Origin of the sequence: Aurantiacibacter zhengii (assembly GCF_003584125.1) — a bacterium.
Taxonomy (GTDB): domain Bacteria; phylum Pseudomonadota; class Alphaproteobacteria; order Sphingomonadales; family Sphingomonadaceae; genus Alteraurantiacibacter; species Alteraurantiacibacter zhengii.
This window is the reverse complement of record NZ_QXFL01000002.1, coordinates 537,571-550,056: the sequence shown is the minus strand read 5'-3', so window position 1 is coordinate 550,056 and position 12,486 is coordinate 537,571. Positions and strand designations below refer to the sequence as shown.

The following is a 12,486-nucleotide window of genomic DNA, read 5'->3' as shown; positions in this document are numbered from 1 at the left end:
TATGCAGATCATGGTTCGCGATAACAATGTCGAGCAGGCTCTCCGCGCGCTTAAGAAGAAGCTGCAGCGTGAAGGGGTGTATCGCGAAATGAAGCTGCGTCGCCACTATGAAAAGCCCAGCGAAAAGCGCGCCCGTGAAAAGGCTGCCGCCGTTCGCCGCGCCCGCAAGCTGGAGCGCAAGCGCGCAGAGCGTGACGGCGGCCGGTAATAGCGCCGGATTTCAGGCTCTCGAAGCTTGAAAGCACATCGCAGCTAAGCCAAAGGGGCGTGGACGCAGTTTCCGCGCCCTTTTCGTTTGGCGCGCCAATATTCACGGGATCACATTACCATGGCCGAAGTTACCCGCGTTCCTCTGCAACCGATTGCCAAGGGCTCGCTCACCAAGCTGTGGCTGGGCGTGCTGGTTGCCGTCCTACTGGCGGCGGGCATTGCCTGGGCCGCCACGCCGCAGGGCGTTTCCGTGGATACGGTGCGCGCGGGCGAGGGCGAAAGCCCCACCCAGGAGGACGTGGTTTTCGTGAATTACACGGGCAAGCTGGCCGATGGCACCGAATTCGACCGGTCGCAGCCCATGCCGCTGCCGATCCCCGGTATCTTCCCCGACGGCACGCCGCTGCCGCTCAGTGACATGATTCCCGGCTTCCGCGATGCGTTGCTGCAGACGCAGGTAGGCGGCCAGTACGAGATTTTCATCCCCGCAGACCAGGCCTACGGTGCCGATGTTCCTGAGGGCGGCCCCATTCCGCCCAACAGCGACCTCTATTTCGATATCGAGGTTATCGACATCATGAGCCGTGACGAATTCCAGGCCCGTGTGCAGTCCTTCCAGCAGCAGATGATGCAGCAGCAGATGGAAGCCCAGGGCGCAGGTGATGGCGCGGTTCCGGGTTCGCCGCAGGGCGCTCCCGCGCAATAAACGTCCCGGCGGGGTGAGGTCATGATCGACGAAACCCCGGCGGACCACGAACACTTCATCGAGGATTATCCCGAGCGGCCGTGGCTGCTTGCCGGGCTGGGCGGTCTGGCCGGGCTGGTCGTCCACCTCTTGCTCGATGTCGATAGCGAGGAAGCGTGGCGCTATGCGCTGGCTTCCTGCGCCTTCTTCGCCTTCGCTGCTGCCAGCTTCGTGCTCGGCCCCCGCCGCCTGGTCCAGTCGATTCTGTTTTCGCTGGGTCTCGGCGTGGTCATGGGCGGACTGGCTTGGCTGGCCGTCGATTCCGGAGATCGCGTAGCGGGTGAGGAATTCGCCTTTGCTGCCGGGGTGTTCTTCTCCCTGCTGGCAGTGCCGCTGTTCCAGGCAGGCTTTCACCGCAGGCTTTGGGCAACCCCGTACGAGGAAACCCATTTCCACGTCTGGACCGATGCCGTCACCGCAGGCGGTGCGCTGCTGTTCGTGCTGCTTTCGTGGCTGCTCCTGTGGCTGCTGGACGCGCTGTTCGGTCTGATCGGCATCGGTTTCATCGGCGACATGATCGAGGCGACCGGCTTCGTCGGCCTGTTCTGCGGGGCGACCTTTGGCGCAGCGATGGGCGTGCTGCGCAACCAGCTGGGTATCATCGGCACGCTGCAACGCGTGGTCATGCTGGTGTTTGCGCTGCTGGCGGTGCCCTTTGCCTTTGCCATCATGATTTTCCTGTTCGCGCTGCTGGCATCAGGCGGAAGCGCGCTGTGGGAGGCGACCGACGACGCGACGCCTGTCCTGCTTGCCTGCGCGCTGGGGTGCTTCGTGCTGGCCAATGCCGTGGTTCGCGACAACGACGAAGCGCGCAGCGACAACGTGGTGATGATCGCAGCGGCACTGGTGCTGTCCGCCGCGATCTTCCCGCTGACGGTGTTCGCGGCGATCTCCATGGGTATCCGTATCGACCAGCACGGCCTCTCGCCGGAGCGGCTCTGGGCGCTCGTCGCCATCGTGATCGCCTGCGCCTATGGCCTTGCCTACTGGGTCGGGCTGGCGCGGGGGCGGCTGGCGGACTGGAGCCGATATCTGCGCCGCGCGAACCTGCACCTTGCTGTCGGAAGCTGCGTGATCGCCCTGCTGCTGGCTCTGCCGCTGGTGGATTTCGGCGCTATCTCCGCGCGGCAGCAGGTTGCACGGCTGCAAGCGGGCGAGGTCTCGGTAGAGGACTTCGATTTCTCTGCCCTGCGCTGGGATTTCGGCGATGCGGGACGAGACGTTTTGCGGCGCCTGGCGCAGCGCGAGGGACAGATAGGGGACCTGGCAGCGACCGCTCTCGCCAAGCAAGAGCGTTACCCCGTCAGTATCGGGCGACCGCGTAAAAACTACGAACTCGCCTTCGATTTCGAGGATGCCGAAGTCAGGCAATGGGTCCGCGATCACGTTGCTGCCAGTCCCTGGCTCTGCAATGGCAAATGCGTGGTGATCGACCTTGGCAGCGACGCCGATCGGCGGCGGATTGCGCTGGTCAGCGCGGGACGCGTCGAGACCGTCGGTTTCCGCGACGATGGCGTTCCCGATCCGCCGCCACCGGCATCAATCGTACCTCCGTCCGATGCAGATTTGTCGCCTGAGGATGTGGAGGTTCGCGAATGGACCGGGCGGCAGATCTACGTCGATGGCAAGCCCGTGGGCAATCCGTTCCCGTAATCGCTTGAAGCGCGTCCCCGGCACGGCTAACGGAAGCGCCATGTCAGTCACCCGAGAAGAAGTCGCCAAGATCGCCAGTCTGGCGCGCATCAGCATGGACGAGGACGCGCTCGACCAGATGGTGCCCGAACTCAACAACATCCTTGCCTGGGTCGAACAGCTGGGCGAGGTCGACACCAGCAAGGTGGAGCCCATGGCAGCGGTCATCCCGCAGGACCAGCGCCTGCGCGACGACGTGATCGATGCCGACCCGCTGACAGGCGGTGGTCGGCGCGAGGACGTGCTGGCGAATGCGCCGATGGCCGAACACGGCTTTTACGGCGTTCCGAAGGTGATCGAATAGTGACCGATTTCACGCAAATGGGCCTGAAGGCCATCCGCGACGGCGTGGCCGCCGGCGATTTCACCGCGCGCGAAGTGGCAGAGGTGCACAACGATGCCGTTGCCACGGCGGCGGAACTGAACGCCTTTATCGTCACCACGCCCGACCATGCCCTGGCCGCTGCCGATGCGGTGGACGCCGCGCGCGCCGCTGGTGAAGAGCTTGGCCCGATGGCCGGTGTGCCGATCGGCATGAAGGATCTGTTCGCCACCAAGGGCGTGCAGTCCACCGCTGCCAGCCACATCCTCGAAGGGTTCGTGCCGCCGTACGAGTCCACCGTCTCGCAGAAGCTGTGGGATGCAGGTGCGGGGATGCTGGGCAAGCTGAACATGGACCAGTTCGCCATGGGCTCCTCCAATGAGACGAGCTATTTCGGCAATGTCGCCAGCCCGTGGAAGAAGCAGGGCAGCAATGCCACGCTGACGCCGGGCGGCTCCTCGGGCGGTTCGTCCGCTGCCGTCGCCGCGCGGCTGTGTCCGGCGGCCACCGGCACCGACACCGGCGGCTCCATACGCCAGCCCGCCGCGATCACCGGCATTACCGGCATCAAACCGACCTACGGGCGCTGTTCGCGCTGGGGCATCGTGGCCTTTGCCAGCAGCCTCGACCAGGCAGGCCCGATGGCCCGATCCGTCGAAGACTGCGCGATCATGCTGGGCGCGATGGCAGGCTTCGATCCGAAGGATTCGACCAGCATCGACGCGCCGGTTCCCGACTGGGCCGGACTGCTCGACGCCGACCTTGCGGGCAAGACCGTGGGCATTCCGCGCGAATACCGCATGGATGGCATGGATGCAGAGATCGACGCCAGCTGGGAGCAGGGCAAACAGTGGCTGCGCGATGCGGGTGCAAATGTGGTCGACGTATCACTGCCGCACACCAAGTACGCGCTGCCCGCCTACTACATCATCGCCCCTGCCGAAGCCTCCTCCAACCTCGCCCGCTATGACGGCGTGCGCTACGGCCTGCGCGACCTGCCCGAAGGGGCCGGACTGCAGGACATGTACGCCGCCACCCGCTCCGCCGGGTTCGGCGACGAGGTGAAGCGCCGCATCCTGATCGGCACCTATGTGCTGAGCGCCGGGTTCTACGATGCCTATTACACGCAGGCACAGAAGGTGCGCACGCTGGTGCAGAAGGATTTCATGGACGCCTTCGAACAGTGCGACGTGATTCTCGCCCCCACCACGCCCAATGCGGCCTTCGCGCTCGGCGAGATGACCGACGACCCGCTGGCGATGTACCTGAACGACGTGTTCTCCGTACCCGCGTCGCTCGCCGGGCTGCCTGCAATGAGCGTGCCCGCCACGCTCAACAAGGACGGCCTGCCGCTGGGGCTGCAGATCGTCGGCAGGCCGATGGACGAACAGGGCGTGCTCAACGCCGGCCTCGCCATCGAACAGCGTGCCGGGTTCACCGCCCAGCCGGAGAAGTGGTGGTGAGCTTCTTCGAAGTCCTCGTCATCGTGCTGCTGGTGGGCGGGCTGATCCTGCCGATATGGTGGCTGGTCGGCACCGTGCATTTCGCCAACCGCAGACAGCGCCAGCAGTTGCAATCGGCGCAGCGCTGCATGGCCTTTACCGCGGTGATGGACCGGCTGATGAACGAAATGCGCGCGGACAGGAAGCGGGCGCCCATCGTGGTCGCCTGCATCCGCGAATTGCAGACCTTTCCCGAATATCGCGACATCTCGGTGACCATGATCAACGACATCAACGTTAGCGGCAGCACGCCCTACGACCAGATGCTGAAGAACGAGCTGAAGAAGACGGAGGCTTTCCTTCTGGAGGCCAGTTCGTAGGCGAAGCTGCTCCCAGTGGCGCCTGTATCGCATAGCAAGCCGGAACGCGGTACGCTGCCGACCTCGTGGCAGGATGGGCTTTGACCTCGCGTTTTCGCGCTTGCAAGAACCGGGCTTCCCGCCTGCTCCGGGCCGCCCTTGCGCGGTCCCCGTCACTCTACATGAAGGTGCAAGGTCTGCGCCACGCCCCGTCTGGTCGCAAGACGCTGGTAAGCGCGAAGACAGACCTGCTGATCGAAGGTTTTCCGCGCTCGGCTAACGGCTGGAGCATCAGGGTGTTCGACCATTGGCAATCGGGCACGGCGCGTATTGCCCGGCACGAACACAGCGAGGCGCATGTCGTCGCCGGATGCAGGCTCGGCGTGCCTGTCCTCGTGCTGCTGCGCGAACCGGGCGATGCGATACGCAGCTTCCTGCAACGCGATCCGGATATAGATCCGGATCGGGCCCTGCGGCGCTGGACCCGCTTCTACCGGGTTGTCGAGCAGGTGGCAGACGACGTGGTTATCGCCACCTTCGAGCAGACGACCGGTGACTTCGGGCGTGTGGTGCAACGCCTCAATGCCCGGTTCGGAACCGCTTTTCACCATGGCCCAACCGACGAGGCGCTTTTTCGGCTGGTAACCGGTGCGATGTCGAGAAGCTCTATGCCCGATCCCGAGCGCCGCAAGGGGCTTGCAGCGATAGCCGTTGACTTCGACCCACGCCGTTTGGCCGTCGCCCGTTCACTGTACGAAAGGCTTGCGGCAATGGCCCTGGCCACCGAGACGACAAGGTAAAACGCAGGCCCCGGCATGAGCGATTGAACGGGCTCGCTGCTGCCGCTAAGTGAACCCCATGAGCAACTACACAGTCCAGGGCGCAACCGGCGAATGGGAGGTCGTGATCGGCCTCGAAGTCCATGCGCAGGTCACTTCCCACGCCAAGCTTTTCTCCGGTGCCAGCACCGCCTTCGGCGCGGAGCCGAACACGCAGGTCAGCCTCGTCGATGCCGCGATGCCGGGCATGCTGCCCGTGCCCAACCGCGAGTGCATCCGCCAGGCGGTGCGTACCGGCATGGCGATCGAGGCGCAGATCAACGCGTGGAGCCGGTTCGACCGCAAGAACTACTTCTATGCCGACCTGCCGCAGGGCTACCAGATCAGCCAGCTTTACCATCCCATCGTGGGCGAGGGGCAGCTGGTGATCGAGGCGGACGAGAAGGCCGGCATCCCGCAAGACAAGGTGATCGGGATCGAGCGCATCCATGTGGAGCAGGACGCGGGCAAGCTGATGCACGACCAGCATCCGACCATGTCCTATGTCGACCTGAACCGCACCGGCGTGGCGCTGATGGAAATTGTCAGCCGCCCGGACATGACCTCTCCCGCAGAGGCCGGCGCCTACATCCGCAAGCTGCGCGCGATCCTGCGCTATGTCGGATCATGCGACGGCAACATGGAAGAAGGCTCCATGCGCGCCGACGTTAACGTCTCCGTGCGCAAGGTGGGCGATACCGAGCTTGGCACGCGGACGGAGACGAAGAACGTCAATTCCGTGCGCTTCGTGATGCAGGCGATCGAGCACGAGGTGCAGCGCCAGATCGACGTGCTGGAGGACGGCGGCAAGATCGTGCAGGAAACCCGCCTGTTCGATCCGAACACCGGCACCACCCGTTCGATGCGCAGCAAGGAAGACGCGCACGACTATCGCTATTTCCCCGATCCGGACCTGCTGCCGCTGGTGCTGGAGCAGGACTTCCTAGACGAATGCCGCGCCTCGCTGCCCGAACTGCCGGATGCCAAGCGTGCGCGCTACGAGAACGAGCTTGGCCTGACGCCATACAACGCCCGCGAACTGACGGCAGAGGTGGAAACCTTCGCCCGGTTCGAAACGCTGCTGGCGGTCGCTGCCAAGGCCATCGGCAAGCCCGAGAAGGACGTGGCGACGCAGGTCGCCAACTGGTCGCTTTCCGTGGCACCGGGCGTGGTGAAATCGCTGGGTGACGAGGCCGACATGGCCAACGCCACGGCGGAGCGGCAGGCCGCCATCCTCGCCATGCAGGACAAGGGCGAGATTTCCGGCGGGCAGGCCAAGGAAATCTACGAAATCGTCCTGAAGGAAGGCCGCGAGCCTGACGAGATTGCCGATACCGAGGGCCTGAAGCAGGTCAGCGATACGGGCGCGATCGAAGCGGCAGTGGACGAGATCATCGCGGCAAACGGCGACAAGGTGGAGCAGTACAAGGGCGGCAAGGACAAGCTGTTCGGCTTCTTCGTCGGCCAGACGATGAAGGCCATGCAGGGCAAGGCGAACCCGGCGGTGGTGAACCAGATCCTGAAGGACAAGCTGGGCTAGGCGAACTCGCTTGTAGCTGCGGAGGATTCGGGATATTTCCGTTTCTTCCCGGTGCTTGGAGTTTCCTTCCAGATGCGGCGTTCCTGTTACCTGGCGCTGGCAGCGCTGATGGCCTCCCCCGTGCATGCGCAGGATGCACTGCCCGATCCCGCTACCGTCACGGTGCCCGACGTGTCGGGCGGGCGCGATCCGGACGTTGTGCGTAATGGCTGGAAGTATTTCTACTTCTGGCGCGCCGATACGACATACGAGCGGGCCTATGCCGATTTCGCCGACTGCTACCGTTTCCTGCCGGTGGCGGGCGGCGATGCCCTGCTGCCCATGTTCATCGCCTGGCAGGGAGAAGAGGCGCTGGACGAGAAGCCCGCTGGCGGCAACCAGTACGGCATCGTCGGGGCCGCGCTGGGGGCACTGGTGGCAGGCCCGATTACTCGCCGCGCCAGCCAGTCCCGGATGCGGCGCTGCATGGAACCGCGCGGATACCAGCGCTTCCCGGCTCCCGAAGAGACGTGGGAAGCCATCATCGATGGCTATTCGCAGGAATCCATTGCGGTGAACGCGGTTCTGGCCTCGGGTCCGCGCCCCGATGCCGACCCCTTGCCGGAGGACCGCTGATGCGCCTGCTGCCCACCGCCTGCCTGATCGCTGCCTGCCTGATCGGCGCCAGCCTGCCCGGCGTCGCGCTGGCCGATTCCCCGCCGGACGAACTGGTGGAGATCAGGAATGGTGCAGTCCCGCAGTTGCGGGCCGACCGCGCTTACCTGCTATTCCGTATTCCTCGTCCGCGCGGGGCCAATTCGATCGAGCCGCTGCTGATGCGCGTGCCCACGGCGGACGAGATTGCTCGCTACGAAAGCGCCCGGGAAGAGGCTTACGCCAGGGCGTTGCCCGGCCTGCAACGCGAATTCGAGCGCGAGTTGGAGCGCGAGCAGCGGCGGCGCCAGCGCGGGCAAGGAGGTGACGACCCGCCGCCCCAGCCGCCATCGCTCGAAACGTTCCAGTTCGCGTGGGATCAAGCGGCCAATCTGCAGGACGTCGATTTCAGCGACACCTTTTCGCGCGCCTCGGATGAAAACACCTACCTCGTGGAGGCGCTGCCGGGCGATTACGTGCTGTACGGCATGACCCCTTCGATGGGTCTGCCCCGGCTGATGGTCTGTTTCTGCCTCGGAACGGTCGGATTCCATGCCCCTGCCGGACAGATTACCGACCTTGGCTACATCATCGGCGACATTGCCCGCGAGCGCTCGGTCATTCCGGAACTCGCTGACGAAACCGGGTATGGCCCCAGCAGCGACGTTGGCCTGGGCGTGCTGTTGGCGGGTACGGTGCGACCTGCGCGGCCTGGCAGCTCCATGCCACCCGAACTGGCCGGGGCGCGGGTTGTGGCGGGGGAATACCACGCCGTGGGGCGCTTCCTTACGCCGAACACGATGGGCATCAATCGCCTTGTCCCGGTTCCCGGCGTACTCGAATACGACCGCGGCCGCGTGATCGATGCGCGGACCGGAAACGCCGTGCCGGACAACATGTAGCACCGCGCCGCAGGATCGTCTTATCTCCGCGTCTTCGCCAACCATCGTCCTCGTCCACCCGGAAATCCCGCACAACACCGGGGCCGTGGGGCGCACCTGCGTGGCGCTGGACATGGAGCTGGTGTTGATCCGGCCTTACGGCTTCACGCTATCGGACAAGCATCTGAAGCGTTCAGGGCTGGATTACTGGCAGCATGTCGCGTTGAGCGAATATGCCGACTGGGACGCTTTTCTCGCCGATCGCCAGCCGCGCGCAGGGCAGATGTTCCTGTTCGAGGATGATGCAGCCACCACCTTCTACGAGCTGGATTACCCGCAGGACGCCATCCTCGTATTCGGCAGCGAGACGAAGGGGTTGCCGTCGTCAATCCGGGACCGACACCGTGAATGCGAGGTCAGCCTGCCGATGCGCTCTTCGCACATCCGCTCGCTCAACCTCGCCAACACGGTAACGGCAGCGGCCTACCAGGCGCTGCGGGGCAAGTTCTAGTCCTGGCGCTGGGCGGTGAAGGGCATGGTGCCCATCATGCCGGCCTTGATCGTGCCGTTCACGGCATCGCCATCGACGGTCGCTTCGCAATCCAGCGTCATCGGCATGGGCATGCCCATCTTCATCTTCCAGGTCAGCGTATCGCCGCTGATAGTGCCATCCTGCACGTCCATCGTGCCCATGCCGCCGGAAAGCTGGCCGTTGAAGGTGTCTCCTCCAGGGCCGGGCACGACGGTAAAGGTCCCGGTCTGCTCCCCCATCGGGGACTGGGCGACGAAATCGTAGGTTCCACCCACTTCGGACATTTGCAATTCTCCTCTGGAGCGGACTTAAAGGCTGTCCGCCTCGACATACGTTACATCGATATCGAGGCTTTCCAGCTGCGGTTCAACCGTTTCCCGGTCGCCCACCACGACGATGGTGATGTTTTCCGGCTGCAGGTATTCGCGCGCGGCGGCGTTGATGTCGTCGGCATCCACGGCGCTGTAAAGCTGCGGCAGCATGACCTGATAGCGATCATCGCGGCCCGCGTTCTGGTTGCTGAGCAGCGCGCCGAGCACCTGCCCGTTCGTCTCGTAACGGTTGGGCAGGTTGCGCACGTTGCCGTCGGTCACGCGCTGCAGTTCCACATCGTCCACGGGCCGGGTGGCGGGGAATGCCTCCAGCTGGTCCAGGATCACGCGGATCGAATCTGCCGTGCGGTCCGCCTGCACCTGTGTGGCGATGCGGAACACGCGCGGGCCCTGCGCGCTCGGCACGCCGGAGCCGATGCCGTAGGTCCAGCCCTTGGTTTCGCGCAGGTCGTTATTGAGGCGGGAGAGGAAGCCGCTGCCGATCACCTCGTTGGCAAGGTCCAGCGCTTCCATGCCGGGCTGCCAGCCAGCGATACGCGCCGGGCGACCGAGCACCAGGTAGCTGGACGGCGAGTTCGGGCGGTCGACCACCACCACGCGCGGCGCATTGGCCAGCGCGGGGGTCTGGTCAACGTCCTTGGCAGGAACCGGCGTTCCCGGATCCTGCCAGTCGCCCAGGGTGGCTTCCAGCGCCGCGACCAGTTCGTCCATCGTCACGTCGCCCACGGCGGTAATCGTGGCCGTGGCGGGACGGATCCACTCGTCGTGTTCGGCCACCATGTCGGCACGGGTCAGGGCGCCGATCGCATCGGCATCGCCGGAGGTCGAGGCATAGGCGTAAGGGTGCGTCTGGCCGTAGACCAGCGGATAGAACGCACGGTTTGCGAGGCCGGCGGGGGAAGACAGTTCCTGCGCCACCCCGGCCATGCGCTGGTTTTTCACCCGCTCCATCGCATCGGGTGCGAATGCGGGATTGCGCACGACATCGGCCAGCAGTTCCAGCGAGGGAACGAGATTGGGACTGAGGGCGGAGAGGAAGGCTGTCGTGGTTTCCGTGCCGGCATTGACGCTGAGCGAAGCGCCCAGCGTTTCCTGCTCTACGGCGATATCCAGCGCGCTGCGCGTGGTCGTGCCTTCGGTCAGCAGGTCGACCATGGTTGCATGGGTGCCGTATTGCCCGGCAGGGTCGACGACCGAGCCTGCATCGAACGTCATCGCCAGCGAGACCTTGGGCACCGATGCCCGGCGCGCCAGCACCACATCGATACCGTTGGAAAGCGTGGCGCGCTCAACCTCGGGGAAGGTGAGTTCGCCCACCGGTTCGGGCGTGGGCAGTGCGATTTCGGGCCCGGTGCGCACGACTTCCACATCGGTTCCGGTGTCGGGTTCGGGTGCGGCGGCGCGATCCTCGTCGCCCCAGCCGCCCATGTCGGCACCGTCGAGCGTGCGTTCGCCGGGTACGATCGCGAGGTTATAGGCGGGACGGGTGAGCCAGCGTTCCATCGCCGCGCGCACGTCTTCCGGGGTAAGCTGCGCGATGCGTTCCAGTTCGGTGCGGTAGAAATCCGCGTTGCCCGTGTATAGCAGACCCTCGGCCAGGATCGCACCCTTGCCGCCAAAGCCGCCGATCTGTTCGAGCGAACCGACGAGGCTGGAGGCGATCTGGGTGGTGGCGCGGTCAAGCTCGTCCTGTGTCGGACCGTCCTCGATCAGGCGGGCGATCTCGGCCTCGAGCAGGGCCTGGGCCTCTTCACGTGTCTTGTCCGGGCGCACCTGGACAATGGCCTGCGCCATGCCGAGCTGTTCGTAGGCCTGGTAATAGGCAGAGGCGCTGGTCGCCAGTTCCTGCCCGCGCACCATGGCATTGTCGAGGCGCGAGGAATTCAGCCCGCCAAGGATGGACATGCCCACCTGCAATGCCGCGGCATCGGGGTGCTGCATGTCCGGCCCGGTCCATGCCCGCAGGATCAGTTCCTGCGGCACCTGGTCGGTCATGACGTCGGAGCGCGGCTGCGCCAGGGTTACCGGCCCGGCTTCGAATTGCTCGACTTCCGGCCCGCGCGGGATCGCGCCGAACCAGCGCTCCACCATCGGGCGGGCGGTCTCTGCATCGATGTCGCCGGTCAGCGCGAGCACGACGTTGTTGGGGCCGTAATTGTCGGTGAACCACCCGCGAACATCCAGCAGGCTGGCGGCCGAAAGATCTGCCATCGATCCGATGGTGGAGTGGCGATAGGGGTGGCCGACGGGGAACAGGCCTTCGGAAACCTGGTAGCGCAGCAGTCCGTAAGGCTGGTTGTCGCCCTGCCGCTTCTCGTTCTGCACCACCATGCGCTGGTTATCGAGCCGTTCCTGCGTAACCGCGCCGAGCAGGTAGCCCATGCGGTCGGCTTCCATCATCAGCGCCAGGTTCAGTGCGCCGGTGGGTACGGTCTCGACATAGTTGGTGCGATCGTAGCTGGTGGAGCCGTTGGTGCCGGTGGATCCCGCGGCTTCCAGCGGAATGTCGAAGTTCTCCACGTTCTCGCTGCCGGTGAACATGATGTGTTCGAACAGGTGGGCAAAGCCGGTGCGGCCGCGCGGCTCGTGCTTCGATCCGACACGGTAGTATACCGTTACGCCGACCAGCGGCGACTTGCGGTCGGTGTGCACGATGGTGGTGAGACCGTTCTCGAGCGTGAAGGTCTCGTACGGGATATCCACCGCCGCGATGATGTCGTTGAGCGAGGCGATCTGCGACTGCGCGGCAGATTGCGGCGCCGACCGACCGGATATGGTCTGTGCCGGTTCGCTGGCAGTCGTGGAGCATGCTGCGAGAGCAAGGGCAGCGGTGAAGGGGGCGAGCGTGCGCAGTGCGAAACGTCTTTTCATGTGAAACCGATAGCACGCTGCGGCGCTGACGGAAGCCGTTTCATCGCAGTATCGTGCATTTCGTCGAACCGCGTCAGCCGCTGGCCGAGTGCGGCGCTTGTCCTGTGTC

The 12,486-nt window shown here is 65.0% G+C and carries 13 protein-coding genes; 11 read left to right on the top strand and 2 right to left on the bottom strand.

All coding sequences use genetic code 11. From position 1 onward, the window contains the following. Position 1 precedes the first annotated feature (1 nt). The 11 genes from rpsU (at position 2) to D2V07_RS06215 (ending at position 9,153) form a co-directional block, all read left to right on the top strand. A complete protein-coding gene (rpsU, locus tag D2V07_RS06265; RefSeq protein ID WP_119585800.1) occupies positions 2–208 on the top strand; it encodes a 30S ribosomal protein S21 in 207 nt (68 codons plus the stop codon). A gap of 120 nt (positions 209–328) precedes the next feature. Next, entirely contained in the window at positions 329–916 is a 588-nt protein-coding gene (locus D2V07_RS06260; protein WP_119585798.1) for an FKBP-type peptidyl-prolyl cis-trans isomerase, read from the top strand. Between the two features lie 21 nt (positions 917–937). Next, complete coding sequence (locus D2V07_RS06255) at positions 938–2,608, top strand: DUF4153 domain-containing protein (RefSeq protein ID WP_119585796.1); 1,671 nt, start codon at positions 938–940, stop codon at positions 2,606–2,608. A 40-nt stretch (positions 2,609–2,648) separates the two neighbouring features. Continuing rightward, positions 2,649–2,951 carry an Asp-tRNA(Asn)/Glu-tRNA(Gln) amidotransferase subunit GatC gene (gene gatC, locus D2V07_RS06250; RefSeq protein WP_119585794.1) on the top strand — a complete coding sequence of 101 codons (303 nt, stop codon included), beginning with the start codon at positions 2,649–2,651 and terminating at the stop codon, positions 2,949–2,951. A gap of 17 nt (positions 2,952–2,968) precedes the next feature. Further along, positions 2,969–4,432 (top strand): Asp-tRNA(Asn)/Glu-tRNA(Gln) amidotransferase subunit GatA, encoded by a 1,464-nt coding sequence (gene gatA, locus D2V07_RS06245; RefSeq protein ID WP_407641588.1) that lies wholly within the window; start codon positions 2,969–2,971, stop codon positions 4,430–4,432. Next, complete coding sequence (locus D2V07_RS06240) at positions 4,429–4,791, top strand: hypothetical protein (protein WP_147366915.1); 363 nt, start codon at positions 4,429–4,431, stop codon at positions 4,789–4,791. Before gatA ends, D2V07_RS06240 begins: the two co-directional genes overlap by 4 nt. Positions 4,792–4,952: 161 nt before the next feature. Beyond that, the gene (locus D2V07_RS06235; protein WP_119585788.1) at positions 4,953–5,570 is read left to right on the top strand and encodes a hypothetical protein; all 618 of its coding nucleotides are present in this window, start codon (positions 4,953–4,955) and stop codon (positions 5,568–5,570) included. 58 nt (positions 5,571–5,628) lie between these two features. Further along, a complete protein-coding gene (gatB, locus tag D2V07_RS06230) occupies positions 5,629–7,128 on the top strand; it encodes an Asp-tRNA(Asn)/Glu-tRNA(Gln) amidotransferase subunit GatB (protein ID WP_119585786.1) in 1,500 nt (499 codons plus the stop codon). 72 nt (positions 7,129–7,200) lie between these two features. Then, positions 7,201–7,743 (top strand): hypothetical protein, encoded by a 543-nt coding sequence (locus D2V07_RS06225; RefSeq protein ID WP_119585784.1) that lies wholly within the window; start codon positions 7,201–7,203, stop codon positions 7,741–7,743. Next, positions 7,743–8,663, top strand: coding sequence for a hypothetical protein (locus D2V07_RS06220; RefSeq protein WP_119585782.1), 921 nt, complete (start codon positions 7,743–7,745; stop codon positions 8,661–8,663). Before D2V07_RS06225 ends, D2V07_RS06220 begins: the two co-directional genes overlap by 1 nt. Then, a complete protein-coding gene (locus D2V07_RS06215; protein WP_119585780.1) occupies positions 8,626–9,153 on the top strand; it encodes a tRNA (cytidine(34)-2'-O)-methyltransferase in 528 nt (175 codons plus the stop codon). The genes D2V07_RS06220 and D2V07_RS06215 overlap by 38 nt, the downstream gene beginning before the upstream one ends. Here D2V07_RS06215 and D2V07_RS06210 read toward each other — a convergent pair. Next, on the bottom strand, positions 9,150–9,458 hold the full coding sequence (locus tag D2V07_RS06210; RefSeq protein WP_119585778.1) for a hypothetical protein: 309 nt from the start codon (positions 9,456–9,458) through the stop codon (positions 9,150–9,152). The two genes, D2V07_RS06215 and D2V07_RS06210, sit on opposite strands and share 4 nt — an antisense overlap. 24 nt (positions 9,459–9,482) lie before the next feature. Then, the gene (locus D2V07_RS06205) at positions 9,483–12,377 is read right to left on the bottom strand and encodes a M16 family metallopeptidase (RefSeq protein ID WP_119585776.1); all 2,895 of its coding nucleotides are present in this window, start codon (positions 12,375–12,377) and stop codon (positions 9,483–9,485) included. Between the last annotated feature and the right edge of the window lie 109 nt (positions 12,378–12,486).